Below are 14,286 nucleotides of genomic sequence, written 5' to 3' on the forward strand. Positions count from 1 at the left end.
CGCGTCGGCGGCAGGATCACCGGTGGCGGTGGCGGCGAAGGCATGACCGGCGGCGGTGGGCTGAAAGGCGGCACCGGCACCGGCGGCACGACCGGAATCGGCGTGGCCGGCCGTGTCGGCACCGGCTGCGAGGCCGGCGGCTGGGCCGGCGTGGCGGTGCTGTCGACGGCGGGGCGGCCGTCGGTGGCCAGCGTGCCGTTGATCGCACGCAGGTCGTCGGCCGTCAAGGTGCCGTTGGCTTGCCGCAGCTTGAGATTGCCCAGGAGTACGTTGTAGCGCGCAACCGCGAGGTCGCGCTTGGTCTGGAACAGCTGGCTCTGCGAATTGAGCACGTCGATGTTGATGCGCACGCCCACCTGGTAGCCGAGCCGGTTGGCATCGAGCGCGACCTGGCTGGAGGACTCGGCGGCTTCGAGCGCCTTCACCTGCCCGGCCCCCGAGACCAGCCCGAGGTAGGCCGCGCGGGTGGCCTGCGTCACGCTGCGGCGCGTCGATTCGAGCACCGAGCGCGACTGCTCTTCGAGTGCCAGCGTTTCCTTGACGCGGTTCTCGGTCGCGTAGCCGGCGAACAAGGGCAGGCTGAACACCACGCCCACGGTCGCCGCGTTGATGCGCGAGCGGCCCGTGGTGGTGCTGGTGCCCTGCGGATTGTTGGTGACGTTGTAGCCCAGGTTCGCGTCGAGGGTGGGCTTGTGGCCGGCCTCGGCCTTCTGCACTTCGAGCGTGGCCACGTCGAGGCCGAGCCGCGCTTGCCGGATCGAGGGATGCACGTCCTCGGCCTGCGCGACCCAGGCATTGATGTCGGCCGGCATCACCTCGGGCAGCACCACCGGTGCGGCCAGCGGCACCGGCGCGCTGCCGGGGCGGCCGACCAGCTGGTCGAGTGCGATCTTCTTGACCTGCAGGTCGTTCTCGGCCGCTATCTCCTGCGATATCACGAGGTCGTAGCGTGCCTGGGCTTCGCGCGTGTCGGTGATGGTCGAGGTGCCGACCTCGAAATTGCGCTTGGCCGATGCCAGCTGCTCGGCCACCGCGATCTTCTGCGCCCGCACCAGCGCCAGGCTGTCCTGGGCCGAGAGCACATCGAAGTAGGCCTGGCTCACGCGCACCACCAGGTCCTGGTCGGCGATCGTCAGCACCGCCTGCGCGATGTCGACCTGGCGCTTGCCCTGCTCGTAGGTGGCCCAGTTCGCCGGCCGGTAGAGGGGCTGGGTGGCGTTGACGCCGACGTTCTGCGTGTTGAAGCCGCGCGAGGTGCTGCCGACGGGCGTGTCGACGTCGAGCTCGGTGTGCGAGGCACCGGCCGACAGCCCGACCGCGGGCAGGATGCCGGCCTTGGCCTGGGCCGCGCGCGCGAGGCTGGCGTCGTACTGCGAACGCGCGGCCTGGTAGGTCGCGTCGTAGCTGCGCGCCGATTCGTAGAGATCGATCAGGCTCTGGCCGTGGGCCGGCAGTGCGAACGCGGCGGCGAGCGCCACCGAGAGGGGAAGAAGCCGGGGCACGGGCATTGAGCGTCCTTGGGTAAAAAATCAGTAGCGCGGAACGGAGGGGTCGTGCTGGGACGACCAGGCATCGATGCCGCCGGCGACGTTCGCCACCTCGGCAAAGCCGTTCTGGGCGAGGAAGGCGGCCACGCGCTGGCTGCGCGCGCCGTGATGGCAGAGGCAGGCGATGCGCTGCGCCGGGTCGAGCTCCGAGATGCGGGCCGGAATCTCGTTCATCGGGATGGCGACCAGCGTGAAGCCCTGCGGCACCACGCTCGCGGTTTGCACTTCCCACGGCTCGCGCACATCCAGCAGCACCGGCTGCGCACTCGCGTCGTGGGCGAACCAGTCGGCGAGTTCGCTCGGGCGGACCTGGTCGATCATGCGAGCTCCGTTCAGAAGTTGAAGCGCGAAGGCGCCGGGAAGTTCAAGAGGCGCGGCGCCACCGTGTCCCACGGCTGCACGATGTCCCACTTGCCTTCGCCGACGCGCGTGACGAAGTGGGCGCGCATCATCGGCTCGTCGCCCACGATCGCCGCCAGCCGGCCGCCCATCTTGAGCGAACCCATGAGGCCCTGCGGCAGGCGTGCGACCGAGCCGCTGAGCACGATCACGTCGAAGGTCGGGCCGCTCGGCAGCGGCACGGCGCCGTCGGCATTGCGCACTTCCACGTTGCTCACGCCGTTGCGGCGCAGGTTCTCGGCGGCGACGGCGGCGAGGCCGGGATCGATCTCGAGCGTCAGCACCTGCGCCGCGCGATGGGCCAGCAGGGCGGCCATGAAGCCCGAGCCGCTGCCGATCTCGAGCACCGATTCGTGCTTCTGCACACGAAGGTCCTGCAGCATGCGGGCCTCGACCTTGGGCGAGAGCATGCATTGGCCGGGCTCCTTCGTCTTGGCGCCCTCCAGCGGAATCTCCATGTCGAAGAAGGCCAGGCCGCGGTGGGCCCTGGGCACGTAGTCTTCGCGCCGGACGTGGGCCAGCAGGTCCAGGATCTCGAGATCGAGCACGTCCCAGGGACGGATCTGCTGCTCGATCATGTTGAAGCGCAGGCGCTCCAGGTCGGCTTGGGGGTTCATGTGTTTTTTCCTCGTACGGGTCGGGACAATCAGGACAAACCTTCAATTTTAGGCGCCGGCTCCACAGCGTCGGCCGTGTGCGTGCCCCGCCCGCTGCGGTGCCAGCGGCGCCGGGCCCAGTTCGCCAGGTCGTCCATGTAGCAATAGACCACCGGCACCACCACCAGCGTCAGCAGCGAGGAGGTGATGACGCCGCCGATCACGGCCTGGCCCATGGGCGCGCGCTGCTCCGATCCCTCGCTGATCGCGAAGGCGAGCGGCACCATGCCGAAGATCATCGCCAGCGTGGTCATCAGGATCGGGCGCAGCCGCACGCGCGCGGCCATCAGCAGGGCCTCGGCGCGCGGCAGGCCCGGCACCGGCGTGCCGTCGGCCGCGACGCCGGGCTCGCGCGCGCGGATCGCGAAGTCCACCAGCAGGATGGCGTTCTTGGTCACCAGGCCCATCAGCATCACGATGCCGATGATCGAGAACATCGACAGCGTGGAACCGAACATCATCAACGCCAGCACCACCCCGATCAGCGTGAGCGGCAGCGCTGTCATCAGCGCCAGCGGCTGCAGGAAGCTCTTGAACTGGCTGGCCAGGATCATGTAGATGAAGATGACCGCGAGCGCCAGCGCCGAGACCGCATAGCCGAAGGACTCCTGCATGTTCTTGGTCGAGCCGCTGAACTGCCAGCCGTAGCCCGGCGGGAAGGCGATGCCGGCCAGCGCCGTGCGGATGTCGGCCGACACCTCGCCGGCGGAGCGATTGGCCACGTTGGCATTGATGCTGACTTCGCGCGCCAAGGCGCGGCGGTTGATCTGGTTGGGCCCGGTGGCTTCGCGCACATCGGCTACCTGGTGCAGGCGAACGATGCGGCTGGAGCCGTCGGCATTGGCGCCCATCGCGGTACTGACGAAGGGCAGGCGCGCGAGGTCGGCCGGCGAGTCGCGCACTTCGGGCGCGAGCCGCACGTTGACGTCGTAGGTCTGGTCGTCGGGCGCGCGCCAGTTGCCTACCGTGGTGCCGGCCACCAGCGTGCGCAGCGCGTTCGCGACCGGCGCCACGCCGAGGCCGAGATCGGAGGCGGCGTCGCGGCGCATCACTACGCTCACGGTCGGCTTGTTGGGCTTCTGGCTCGAATCGAGATCGACCAGGCCGGGGATCGGACGGATCGCCTCCATCACGCGCTGCGTGAGGCGTTCCAACTCCTGCAGGTCGGGGCCTTGCAGCGAGAACTCGATGACCTTGTTGCCGCCTACCGAATCGCGCAAGCCCACATGCGTGACCGTGATGCCCGGGATCGCGCGCAGCTTTTCGCGCAGCACGCCCGACATCTGGTCGACGCTTCGCTCGCGCAGCTTGCGCTCGACCAGCCGCACATAGATGCTCGCGTAGATCTTGCCCTGCGCATCGCCGGTGTTGATGGTCGTGAGCGTGTAGCGCACCTCGGGCATCTCGCGCAGGATGCCTTCGACCTGGCGCGCCTTGGCCTCGGTCACTTCGAGCGAGGAGCCGACCGGCGTGTAGAAGTTGATCGCGGTTTCCGAATAGTCGGCCTTGGGCACGAACTCGGTGCCCAAGAGCGGCACCATCACCACGCTGGCGGCGAAGATGCCGAGCGCCGCGGCCAGCGTGGCGAGCTTGTGCGCCAGCGACCAGCGCAGGATGGCCTGGTAGCCGTCGGCCAGCCTGTCGGTCGCGCGGTCGAACCAGCCGGTGACGCGGCCGATGGTCTTGTCGTAGATGCCGACCGGCGGGCCGCGGCTGCCGCGCGTGTCGATCGCCGGGTCTCCAGACGATGCCCCGGCCTTGATGGCCGGGTCGTGCCAGATGCTCGACAGCATCGGGTCCAGCGTGAAGCTCACGAACATCGAGATCAGCACCGCGGCCACGATGGTGATGCCGAACTCGTGGAAGAACTTGCCGATGATGCCTTCCATGAAGCCGATCGGCAGGAACACCGCGACGATCGACAGCGTGGTCGCCAGCACCGCGAGTCCGATCTCCTGCGTGCCGTCGAGCGCCGCCTGGTACGGCGCCTTGCCCATCTGCACGTGGCGCACGATGTTCTCGCGCACCACGATCGCGTCGTCGATCAGGAGGCCCACGCACAGCGACAGCGCCATCAGCGTCACCATGTTGATGGTGAAGCCGAACATGGCCATGAACCAGAAGGTGCCGATCAGCGCGATCGGCAGCGTAAGCCCGGTGATCACGGTGGAACGCCAGGAGTTCAGGAACAGGAACACGATCAGCACCGTGAGCAGCGCGCCCTCGATCAGCGTCGTCCGAACGTTGTTGACCGCGACGCGGATCGGCCGCGCCGCATCGCCGATGGGTTCGAGCCTGACGCCGGGCGGCAGCTGGGGCCGGATGTCGGCGATGGCCTTCACCAGCCCGTCGACCACGGCTATGGTGTTTTCGTCCTGCGCCTTCTGCACCGACAGGAGCAGCGTGCGCTGGCCGTTGTAGAGCGCGAGGCTCTCGATCTCCTGCGCGCCGTCGCGCACCGTGGCCACCTGGTCGATGCGGATCGGCGCGCCGCCTCTTCGCATCAGGATGATCTTGCCGAAGTCCTCGGGCCGCTCCATGCGTGCGTCGACCTGCACCACGCGTTCCTGCTCGAGCGAGCGCACGGCCCCCACCGGCAGCGCCTGGTTCTCGTTGCGCACCGCCTCCACCACCTGCTGGGCGCTGACGCCGAAGGCTTCCATCGCCTCTGGGTTCAGGTAGATGTTGATCTCGCGCTTGGTGCCGCCCACCAGCGTGACCGAGCCGACGCCGCGCACGTTCTCCAGCCGCTTCTTCAGCACCTGGTCGGCCCAGTTCGTGAGCTCGACCGCGCTAGGCTCCTTGTCCTTTTCTTCATCGGGCAACACGGCCACCGACCACACCGGCCGCGAAGCCGGGTCGAAGCGCAGCACGCGCGGATCCTTCACCTCGTCGCGGAACAGCGGGCGCACCGCCGCGACCTTCTCGCGCACATCGTCGGCCGCCTTGCGTCCATCGACATAGAGCTGGAACTCGATGATGACGACCGACTGGCCCTCGTAGCTGCGCGAGGTGAGGGCGTTGATGCCGGCGATCGAGTTGACGCCTTCCTCGACCTTCTTGGTCACCTCGCTTTCGACGATCTCGGGCGAGGCGCCGGGGTACTCGGTGATCACCACCACCACCGGGAAGTCGATGTTCGGGAACTGGTCGACCTGCAGTCGCTGGTAGGAGAAGATGCCGAGCACCACCAGCGCGAGCATCAGCATGGTCGCGAAGACCGGATTCTTCAGGCTGACGCGCGTGAACCACATGGACGTAGCGCGCTCAGGGCGCGGCGACCGGCGCCATGCGCACCGCCGTGCCTTCGCGCAGCGGGCCGACGCTGCCGGCCACCACCACTGCGCCGTCCTCGACGCCGCGCACCGCGACCAGGGCCTGGCCATTGACCTGGCCGCGCTGGCCGGTCTGGACTGCGCGGTGCGCGATGCGGCCTTCGATCACCATCTGCACATAGGGCGCGGGCTTGTCGATGCGCACCGCGGACAAGGGCAGGGCGAGCCCTTCGACACGCCCCACGTCGATGCTGCCCTGCGCGAACAAGCCCTGGCGAAAGCCGGCGCTGCGGTCCAGCCGCAGGTACACCAGCACGCTGCGGCTGCCGGCCTGCGCGCTCGGGTTGATGCGCACCACGCTGGCGCCCACCCTGCGGTCGGCGCTTGCCGGCTCTGCAGCGCTGCTGCCCTCGATCTGCAGCGTCGCGCGCTGGCCCACGCGCACCGCGACCGAATCGGCCGCCGCGAGCGTGGCCTCGAGCTCGATGCGGCTCAGGTCGACCACCTCGATCACGCGTGCATCGACGGCGACGCGCTCTCCCGGCTGTGCGAGCCGCTGCGCGACCTGGCCGGTGAGCGGGCTCTTGAGCACGGTGTCGTTGAGCAGCTTGTGCGCCATCTCCACCGCTGCGAGCGCGGCCCGGTGGGTCGAGAGCGCGGCATTGAGGTTCGACTGCGAAGTGTCGAGCGCGGTGCGCGAGATGAAGCCCTGGTCGACCAGCGCCTTGTTGTTGTCGTAGGTGCGTTGCGCGACTTCGGCCTGGGCGCGGGCCGAGTCCGCCTGCTCCTGGGCCTGGCGCACGCGCGACTGGTATTCGACCGGGTCGATGCGCGCCACCACCTGGCCGGCCGTGACCGCATCGCCCTCGCGCACCGTGAGGCCGATCAGCTCGCCGGCCACGCGGGCCTTGACCAGCGCCGAATCGACCGCCTTCAGCGTGCCCGAGATCGCGAGCGTCTGCGCGAGCTCGCGCCGCGTGGCGCGCACCACGTCGGCCGGCGAGAGCTGGACCACCGCTTCGGCCGGCTTCGCGGCGGCGGCGACCGCGGCCTGCTGGGCGCGGCGCGCCTCGATGGCGCGCAGCACGCCGGCGGCCAGCAGCACGATGACCAGTGCCGCGACGGCCCACTTGATGACGAGCGACCGCTTCATACGCCTGCCTTCGGAGGCATGCTAAGCCCGTGGAGCACGGTCTCGGCCTGGGTCGCAAGGTATTTTTCGGGATCGAGATCCGAATCGGCGTCGACGCAGATGACGGCCGAATGCTTCCACAGCATCAGGAAGAGCATCGGCGCGATGATGGCGTAGATCGCGTGGTTCACATCGACCGGCGCGAACTCGCCGCTTGCGATGCCGCGCTGCACGATGCGCCGCATCAGCGCGTGCCCGGGCCGCACCACTTCCTGGCGATAGAACTCCGCCAGCTCCGGGAAATTCCGGCCCTCGCTCAGCATCAGCTTGGTGAGGCCAGAGGCCTTGGTCGAGCCCACGCGCTCCCACCAGATGCGCATGCAATAGCGCAGCATGTCTGCGGTGCTGCCCTCGAACTCCTCGAACTCCTTGTTCCATTCGGTGAAGCGGCCGGACAGGTTCTCGACCACCACCGCCTTGAACAGCTCTTCCTTGCTCGGAAAGTAGAGGAACAAGGTACCCTTCGACACCCCGGCGCGCGCCGCGACTTCCTCGGCGCGGGTCGCTGCGAATCCTTTGTCGACGAAGAGGTCCAGCGCCGCTTCGAGCAATTCCCCCGGACGCGCCTCTTTGCGGCGCTCGCGCTTGGCCCGCGCGGTGCTGCAGAACTTGTCGCCGAGGAAACGGGGAGCGGGCATCGCTTGCTTAATGACTGACGGGTTAGTAATGTAGTGAGCGAGACTGGACGCGTCAAGCCGCGACACAATGCGGGGTTCGCCAATTTCGATCCATCCGGAGCCTTCATGTCCACGCCATCACCGCAAACCGAAACCATCGTGCTGGGCGGCGGCTGCTTCTGGTGCACCGAGGCGGTGTTCGACCGCGTCCAGGGCGTGACGGATGTCGAGTCGGGCTACAGCAACGGCGAGACCGTCAATCCGAACTACGAACAGGTCTGCACCGGGCGCACCGGCCATGCCGAAGTGGTCAGGCTGGAATTCGATCCGCAGCAGATCACGCTGCGCGAGGTCCTCGAGATCTTCTTCGTCGTCCACGATCCGACGACGCTCAACCGGCAGGGCAACGACGTCGGCACGCAGTACCGCAGCGGCATCTACTACGAGAGCGAGGCCCAGAAGCAGGTGGCCGAAGAGGTGATCCGCGAAATCGAGGCCAGCAAAACCTACCGCTCGCCCATCGTGACCGAGGTGAAGCCGCTGGCCAACTACTCGACCGCCGAGGCCTACCACCAGGACTACTTCCTGAACAACCCGAACCAGGGCTATTGCGCTTTCGTGGTCGGCCCCAAGGTCGAGAAGTTCCAGAAGACTTTCGCCGCGCGGGTCAAGAAGGCTTGAGCTTCTTGTCCTTCATGCGCCTCGCACGCCATCCGATCCGGGCGCGCACCGTGCTGTGCGTGCTGGCGCTCGCCTTGTGGTTCGCGACGACGCTGGGGCTCGTGCACCGCACGATCCATAGCCCGATTGCGGCGCCTGCGCATATGCATTCGGTCGAGTCTGTCCATGCGGGCGAGGCGGATCATGGGTCTCATGGGCTGGCCGCGCTTTTCGACGATCACAGCGACGCCGACTGCCGGCTCTACGACCAGTTGTCGCACGGCCCGGCCGCGCTCTGCGTGCCGGCGCTCCTGCTGCCGGTCATGCTGCCGGCGGCCACCTTTGCCTTTCTCGAGGGCGAGGTACTCGCCCGCTGGGTCGCGCTGTTCGACGCGCGCGGCCCGCCTTCCGCTCGCTGAATCCGCCTTGCCGACCGACAGCTGCGCCCGCTCTTCGCGGGCTGCGGCCGGTCTTTCATCGATTCAACGAGTGTTCCAACATGTCCTCTCATTTCCGGCGCAACGCCATCGGCGTTGCCGTTCTTTCCCTTTCGTCCGTCGCCGTCTGGGCGCAAGCGTCATTGCCTGAAGTCACCGTCACCGGCAACCCGCTCGGCGCCACCGACCTGATCGCGCCCACCACGACGCTGTCCGGCGACAGGCTGCTCTTGCGTTCCCAGTCCACACTCGGCGAAACCCTCAACGGCCTGCCGGGCGTCAGCAGCAGCTACTTCGGACCTAACGCAAGCCGGCCTTCGATCCGCGGCCAGGACGGGGATCGCATCCGCATCCTGCAGAACGGCGGCGCGGCGCCCGACGCCTCGGCACTGAGCTACGACCACGCGGTGCCGGTCGATGCGCTCGTCACCGAACGCGTCGAGGTGCTGCGCGGCCCTTCGGCGCTGCAGTACGGCGGCAGCGCGGTCGGCGGCGTGGTCAACGTGATCGACAACCGCATCCCGAGCGAGCCGATCGATGGCTTCGGCGGCCGCGCCGACCTCGGCTACGCGACGGGCAACCGCGAGAAGAGCGGCGGCGTGGTGCTGGAGGGCGGCAACAACCGCTATGCGCTGCACGTGGATGCCTTCAACCGCGATGCCGAGGACACCTCGGTGCCGATCGAGCTCGGCTGCGAGAGCCCGCGCCGGCCCGGCCTGGCGCGCAAGATCTGCAACTCGGCCAACCAGGCGCACGGCGGTGCGATCGGTGGCAGCCTGTTCTTCGACAAGGGCTGGATCGGCGCTTCGGCCAGCACCTACCGCAGCGACTACGGCACGGTGGCGGAGGACGACGTCACCATCAAGATGAAATCCGACCGCTATGCGCTGGAGGGCGAATGGCGGCCGGGCGGCTTCTTCACCAGCATCCACGGCAAGCTCAGCCGCACCGACTATCGCCACACCGAGTTCGAGGGCTCGGAGACCGGCACGGTGTTCTCCAACAAGAGCGACGATCTGCGCATCGAGGCGCGCCACCAGAAGATCGGCGGCGTGGAGGGCTTGATCGGCTTCACCAACGAAAGCAGCGACTTCGCCGCCGTCGGCGAAGAGGCCTTCGCGCCGCACAGCCGCACGCGCTCGCGCGCCTTGTTCCTGCATGAAGAGCTCGGCACCTCGTGGGGCCGCCTGAGCTTCGGCGCGCGCACCGAGCAGGTGAGGGTGCGTTCGTTTGGCTATCCGGAAGATCCGGCGATCACGCGCTTCGCGGTCGGCGAGCGCAAGTTCAACCCGGGCAGCGCGGCCTTCGGCGCGCTGGTCAACCTGGCGCCGCAGTGGCAGCTGACCTCGAATCTCGCCTACACCGAGCGCGCGCCCAAGGACTACGAACTCTTCGCCAACGGCCCCCACGTCGCGACCGCGGCCTGGGAGGTCGGCGATCCGAATCTGCAGAAGGAGAAGTCGGTCGGCTTCGACCTCGGCGCCCAATGGAAGTCCGGCGCCAACAGCGCACGCGTGAATGCCTACGTCACGCGCTTCCGCAACTACATCGGGCTCACGGCCTCGGGCAACGTGCGCGGCGAGGAAGGCGAGATCAATCCGGCTCCGGTGGAGACCGACGAAGGCCTGGTGTTCCCCGACGTGATGGACGAGTTCGTCTACCGCGGCGTGCGCGCCCGCTTCACCGGCATCGAGGCCAACGGCAACCTGCGCCTCCTGGGCACCGACGGCTTCTCGCGTGCGGCCGACGGCTCCACGCTGGACCTCGAATGGCGTGCCGACCTGGTACGTGCGAAGAACACCGATACGGGCGAGCCGCTGCCGCGCATCTCGCCGGCGCGCGTGGGCACGACGCTGGCCTACGGCAACGGGCCGTGGACCGCGCGCCTGGGCTTCGACCACTACGCGGCCCAGCGCAGGGTGCCGAGCGTCGGCGCGCGCGAGACCGACGCCTTCACGCTGTGGAATGCGGCGCTCACCTACCGCATGAAGGTGCAGCGCACCAACCTCACCTGGTATGCGCGCGTCGACAACCTCACGAACAAGCTGGCGTACAGCGCCACCTCGATCCTGACCACGACGGCGTTCCCGGATGCGCCACTGCCCGGACGCACGTTGAAGGTGGGACTGCGGGCGACCTTCTAGGGGTCTGTCGGCGCTGGGGTGGATGGCTTGTCTTGGCCTGACCACTCCAGCGCGTGCAAGCGGTGCTTTGACACTGCGGCTCTGGTGCGATCAGCCGCCAGTGCGGGTCGATGGATCAGCGAAAGCGGATTGGTTCGTCCAACTCGCGTTCTGCAACACGATGCGGTATCCATCGCCATCTTCGAACGTTCGGCCGCAGATGTTCCAGTACGGGTTGAACGCGCTCACAGCAAGGAAACCGGCGCCGACCATCTTGTCGCAGGCGTCAAGCCAGGCTCGACTTTCTGGCAAGTACAAGACCAGCAAGTCTTCCTGAGTGGACGCCGGCAAAACAGGATGTGCTCGACAGTAGGTGAACTCAAGGTGATAACCCATGCCCGCTTTACCGAGCATGACGCCGTCGAATCCATCGTGGTCCTCAAAGCCCCCGATAACCTCCAGCCCGAGCCCCGCACAGTACATCGAGCGCGAACGAGCAAGGTCGCGTACGGGACGCGCGATGCGAAGCTGATACGAAGGCAGTCCGGGTGACAGGTGGCTCGGCGGCATTGTGGCCGCATCATAGGACTGCCATCCACAGCCATCGAGGCAGTGACGTGCCGCCCTGTATGCTCGCCGCCGATGAATTCATCGGTCCTCTCGTCGCTTCTGCCCGTGGTTCTGCTCATTGCCGCGGGATTCCTGGCAGGGCGGCGGGGCTGGGTCGGCGGCGGCGCGGTGCGGGACCTGTCGAACCTGATCTTCCTGTTGCTTGCGCCGGCGCTCCTGTTCCGCGCCATGAGCACGGTGCACGTGCAGCAGCTGAGCCTCAAACCGGTCGCGGCCTACTTTCTCGCGGCCGGCCTGATCTTCGCGGCCACCTTGCTGTGGCGCGGCTTCAACCGCACCGCGGCCGTGCTCGCGCTCGCCAACACCTTCAGCAACACCGTGATGATCGGCATCGCGCTGATCGGCCTGGCCTTCGGCCCCGAGGGCATGGTGGTGCTGCTGACGCTGATCTCGCTGCATTCGCTGGTGCTCTTGACCAGCGCCACGCTGGTGCTCGAACTCGCAGTCGTCCATGAGAACGCGAGCGCGAGCGGCGCCGAACGCCCGCCGATCCTGCACACGCTGGGCCGCGCGTTCTACAACGCCATCGTCCATCCCGTGCCGCTGCCGATCATCGCCGGCTTGCTGTTCGCGCAGACCGGCTGGGCGATGCCCGAGGTGATCGACAAGCCGATCGCGCTGCTCGGCCAGGCCTTTGGGCCGATCGCGCTGGTCATGGTCGGCATCACGCTCGCGTTCACGCCCATCGGCACCCACTGGCGCGGCGCGCTGGCGCAGGCGCTGGTCAAGAACGCGGCGCACCCGCTGCTGGTGGCGGCGCTCGGCTGGCTGCTGGGCCTGCGCGGGTTGCCGCTGCAGGTGATGGTGGTGGCTGCGGCGCTGCCGATCGGCGCCAACGTCTTTTTGTTTTCGCAGCGCTACAAGACGGCGGAAGACCTTGTGACTGCCAGCGTGGCGGTGTCCACCGCGCTGGCGCTGGTCACGCTGTCGATCGTGATGCCTCTCGCCGGCAGGCTCTGAGGGAGGATTGGCTCAGGGGGCCAAGCGCTCGCGCACCCAGGCGCCATCTTCTCGCCGGTAACGCAGCCGATCGTGCAACCGGCTCTTGCGGCCCTGCCAGAACTCCCAGCGGTCGGGCGCCAGCCGGTAGCCGCCCCAGTGCGGCGGGCGCGGCGGCGAGAGCAGGTGCCGGGCGGCCTCGATGGCGGCGTTCTTCACCAGCACCTCGCGGCCGCTGATCACCTCGCTCTGCGGGCTGGCCCAGGCGCCGATGCGCGAATCGAGCGGGCGGCTCGCGAAGTAGGCGTCGCTCTCGGCTGCGTCGACCTTTTCGACCCGGCCCTCGATGCGCACCACGCGCTCGAGCTCGACCCAGTGGAACTGCAGCGCGGCCCAGGGATTGCCGGCGAGCTCCTGGCCCTTGCGGCTCTTGTAGTTGGTGAACCAGACGATGCCGCGCGCGTCGTAGCCCTTGATCAGCACGATGCGCGTCGACGGCCGCAGGTCGCCGCCGACGGTGGCCAGCGTCATCGCGTTGGGCTCGGGCAGCTGCGCGTCGATCGCCTCGGCGAGCCAGCGCTCGAACTGGAGCAAGGGATCGGATGCGCTGCTGGCCTCGTCGAGTTCGGCGCGCTCGTAGCTCTTGCGCAGCGCGGCCAGCGCTTCTTTGGGGGAATTCATGGCCGCATTGTTGCCCATGCGAAGAGGAGATACTGGACGCATGAATCCTCGACCGCCCATCGTCATCGTGCTCGCCTCGGGCCGCGGCGAGCGCTTTCGCGCCGCCGGCGGCAGCGGCGCCAAGCTGCAGGCGCCGCTCGCGGGCCGGACGGTGCTGGAGCACACGCTGGCCGCCGTGCGCGGCAGCGGCCTGCCGTGGCACCTGGAGGATGCGGGCCATCCCGGCATGGGCGATTCGATCGCGGCCGCGGTGCGGGCCACGGCCGATGCCGGGGGCTGGCTGATCCTGCCCGGCGATCTGCCGCTGGTGCTGCCATCGACCTTGCAAGCGGTGGCGCGGGCGCTCGTCGATCCCGTGCAGGCGGCTCAGCCGCAGCGCCGCGGCGAGCGGGGGCATCCGGTTGGCTTTGCCGCCGCCTGCAAGCCGCAGCTCGCGGCGCTGACGGGCAACCTGGGCGCGGCGCCGGTGCTGCGCGCGCTGCGGGAAGCCCATGCGGTGGCGGAGATCGAAGTCGACGACATCGGCATCCTGACCGACATCGACACGCCCGCCGAACTCGCGCGCGCCGAGGCGCTGCTGATGGCGCGGCTCAGCGCCTCGTGATCAGCCCGCAGGCGATGCGCGGGCCGGAGTTGCCGGCGGGCTGCGAGGTGAAGTCGTCGCGGTCGCGGTGAACGACCAGCGCGCGGCCGACCACGTTGTTGGCCGCGCCCTCGGTGAGGGAGATGGAATGCACGTCGACACTGAAGCGCGCCACCCCGCTCGCGTCGGCCACCAGGCTCGGCAGCTCGCCTGCATGGCTGCCGGGCGCGCCGAACTTGCCGTGCGTGCCGCCGGCCGGATTGAAGTGGCCGCCCGAGGCGTTGCCGTTGTCGCCGCAGTCGCCCTTCTCGTGGATGTGGAAGCCGTGTTCCGTGCCCGGCACGAAGCCGCGCACCTGGCCGGCCACGCGCACGCCATGGTCGAGTGCGGTGAAGGTCACGTTGCCAGTGGTCGGATTCGGCGTGATCGCCGCGGTCGGCGCCAGCGCGGCGCTGGCGCTCGCCTTGGACCCCATCATGGTGCCGCAGCCGGCGAGCAGGCTCACCGCGGCGACGGCAAGGGTGGGGACGATCAGACGAGAGGACAT

14 protein-coding genes are annotated in these 14,286 nt (G+C 68.5%); 5 read left to right on the forward strand and 9 right to left on the reverse strand.

Annotated features, from left to right (window positions below):
- The 6 genes from EJI01_RS08020 to EJI01_RS08045 form a co-directional block, all read right to left on the reverse strand.
- A partial coding sequence (locus EJI01_RS08020; RefSeq protein ID WP_126836595.1) for a TolC family outer membrane protein occupies positions 1-1,508 on the reverse strand: 1,508 nt, incomplete at its 3' end.
- Between the two features lie 21 nt (positions 1,509-1,529).
- Complete coding sequence (locus EJI01_RS08025) at positions 1,530-1,868, reverse strand: rhodanese-like domain-containing protein (RefSeq protein WP_126836596.1); 339 nt, start codon at positions 1,866-1,868, stop codon at positions 1,530-1,532.
- An 11-nt stretch (positions 1,869-1,879) separates the two neighbouring features.
- Positions 1,880-2,563 carry a protein-L-isoaspartate O-methyltransferase family protein gene (locus EJI01_RS08030; RefSeq protein ID WP_126836597.1) on the reverse strand — a complete coding sequence of 228 codons (684 nt, stop codon included), beginning with the start codon at positions 2,561-2,563 and terminating at the stop codon, positions 1,880-1,882.
- A 29-nt stretch (positions 2,564-2,592) separates the two neighbouring features.
- Positions 2,593-5,856: an efflux RND transporter permease subunit gene (locus tag EJI01_RS08035; RefSeq protein ID WP_126836598.1), complete on the reverse strand. Its 3,264-nt coding sequence runs from the start codon at positions 5,854-5,856 to the stop codon at positions 2,593-2,595.
- Between the two features lie 13 nt (positions 5,857-5,869).
- Positions 5,870-7,030: an efflux RND transporter periplasmic adaptor subunit gene (locus tag EJI01_RS08040; protein WP_126836599.1), complete on the reverse strand. Its 1,161-nt coding sequence runs from the start codon at positions 7,028-7,030 to the stop codon at positions 5,870-5,872.
- Positions 7,027-7,707 carry a TetR/AcrR family transcriptional regulator gene (locus EJI01_RS08045; RefSeq protein ID WP_126836600.1) on the reverse strand — a complete coding sequence of 227 codons (681 nt, stop codon included), beginning with the start codon at positions 7,705-7,707 and terminating at the stop codon, positions 7,027-7,029. Before EJI01_RS08045 ends, EJI01_RS08040 begins: the two co-directional genes overlap by 4 nt.
- A gap of 105 nt (positions 7,708-7,812) precedes the next feature.
- On the opposite strand from EJI01_RS08045, the gene msrA reads away from it, so the two are divergent.
- The 3 genes from msrA to EJI01_RS08060 all read left to right on the forward strand — a co-directional run bounded on the left by msrA (position 7,813) and on the right by EJI01_RS08060 (position 10,927).
- A complete protein-coding gene (msrA, locus tag EJI01_RS08050) occupies positions 7,813-8,367 on the forward strand; it encodes a peptide-methionine (S)-S-oxide reductase MsrA (protein WP_126836601.1) in 555 nt (184 codons plus the stop codon).
- Between the two features lie 14 nt (positions 8,368-8,381).
- Entirely contained in the window at positions 8,382-8,765 is a 384-nt protein-coding gene (locus tag EJI01_RS08055) for a hypothetical protein (RefSeq protein WP_126836934.1), read from the forward strand.
- 80 nt (positions 8,766-8,845) lie between these two features.
- Complete coding sequence (locus tag EJI01_RS08060; protein ID WP_126836602.1) at positions 8,846-10,927, forward strand: TonB-dependent receptor; 2,082 nt, start codon at positions 8,846-8,848, stop codon at positions 10,925-10,927.
- Positions 10,928-11,017: 90 nt separating this feature from the next.
- Here EJI01_RS08060 and EJI01_RS08065 read toward each other — a convergent pair whose 3' ends face one another.
- Entirely contained in the window at positions 11,018-11,476 is a 459-nt protein-coding gene (locus EJI01_RS08065) for a VOC family protein (RefSeq protein WP_126836603.1), read from the reverse strand.
- Positions 11,477-11,548: 72 nt separating this feature from the next.
- On the opposite strand from EJI01_RS08065, the gene EJI01_RS08070 reads away from it, so the two are divergent.
- On the forward strand, positions 11,549-12,496 hold the full coding sequence (locus EJI01_RS08070) for an AEC family transporter (RefSeq protein ID WP_126836604.1): 948 nt from the start codon (positions 11,549-11,551) through the stop codon (positions 12,494-12,496).
- Between the two features lie 12 nt (positions 12,497-12,508).
- On the opposite strand, the gene pdxH is transcribed toward EJI01_RS08070, so the two are convergent.
- Positions 12,509-13,216, reverse strand: a complete 708-nt coding sequence (pdxH, locus tag EJI01_RS08075; protein WP_409513939.1) for a pyridoxamine 5'-phosphate oxidase — start codon at positions 13,214-13,216, stop codon at positions 12,509-12,511.
- On the opposite strand from pdxH, the gene EJI01_RS08080 reads away from it, so the two are divergent.
- Positions 13,197-13,760, forward strand: a complete 564-nt coding sequence (locus EJI01_RS08080) for an NTP transferase domain-containing protein (RefSeq protein ID WP_126836606.1) — start codon at positions 13,197-13,199, stop codon at positions 13,758-13,760. The genes pdxH and EJI01_RS08080 overlap by 20 nt on opposite strands.
- Here the strand turns inward: EJI01_RS08080 and EJI01_RS08085 are convergent.
- Entirely contained in the window at positions 13,747-14,286 is a 540-nt protein-coding gene (locus tag EJI01_RS08085) for a superoxide dismutase family protein (RefSeq protein WP_126836607.1), read from the reverse strand. The two genes, EJI01_RS08080 and EJI01_RS08085, sit on opposite strands and share 14 nt — an antisense overlap.

Origin of the sequence: Variovorax sp. MHTC-1, assembly GCF_003984645.1 — a bacterium.
In the GTDB taxonomy this organism is placed as follows: Bacteria; Pseudomonadota; Gammaproteobacteria; order Burkholderiales; family Burkholderiaceae_C; genus Variovorax.

Coding starts and splice junctions, on each gene's coding strand:
- EJI01_RS08025 (WP_126836596.1), bottom strand. CDS start 1,868: ATGATCGACCAGGTCCGCCCGAGCGAACTCGCCGACTGGTTCGCCCAC.
- EJI01_RS08030 (WP_126836597.1), bottom strand. CDS start 2,563: ATGAACCCCCAAGCCGACCTGGAGCGCCTGCGCTTCAACATGATCGAG.
- EJI01_RS08035 (WP_126836598.1), bottom strand. CDS start 5,856: ATGTGGTTCACGCGCGTCAGCCTGAAGAATCCGGTCTTCGCGACCATG.
- EJI01_RS08040 (WP_126836599.1), bottom strand. CDS start 7,030: ATGAAGCGGTCGCTCGTCATCAAGTGGGCCGTCGCGGCACTGGTCATC.
- EJI01_RS08045 (WP_126836600.1), bottom strand. CDS start 7,707: ATGCCCGCTCCCCGTTTCCTCGGCGACAAGTTCTGCAGCACCGCGCGG.
- msrA (WP_126836601.1), top strand. CDS start 7,813: ATGTCCACGCCATCACCGCAAACCGAAACCATCGTGCTGGGCGGCGGC.
- EJI01_RS08055 (WP_126836934.1), top strand. CDS start 8,382: ATGCGCCTCGCACGCCATCCGATCCGGGCGCGCACCGTGCTGTGCGTG.
- EJI01_RS08060 (WP_126836602.1), top strand. CDS start 8,846: ATGTCCTCTCATTTCCGGCGCAACGCCATCGGCGTTGCCGTTCTTTCC.
- EJI01_RS08065 (WP_126836603.1), bottom strand. CDS start 11,476: ATGCCGCCGAGCCACCTGTCACCCGGACTGCCTTCGTATCAGCTTCGC.
- EJI01_RS08070 (WP_126836604.1), top strand. CDS start 11,549: ATGAATTCATCGGTCCTCTCGTCGCTTCTGCCCGTGGTTCTGCTCATT.
- EJI01_RS08080 (WP_126836606.1), top strand. CDS start 13,197: ATGAATCCTCGACCGCCCATCGTCATCGTGCTCGCCTCGGGCCGCGGC.
- pdxH (WP_409513939.1), bottom strand. CDS start 13,216: ATGGGCGGTCGAGGATTCATGCGTCCAGTATCTCCTCTTCGCATGGGC.
- EJI01_RS08085 (WP_126836607.1), bottom strand. CDS start 14,286: ATGTCCTCTCGTCTGATCGTCCCCACCCTTGCCGTCGCCGCGGTGAGC.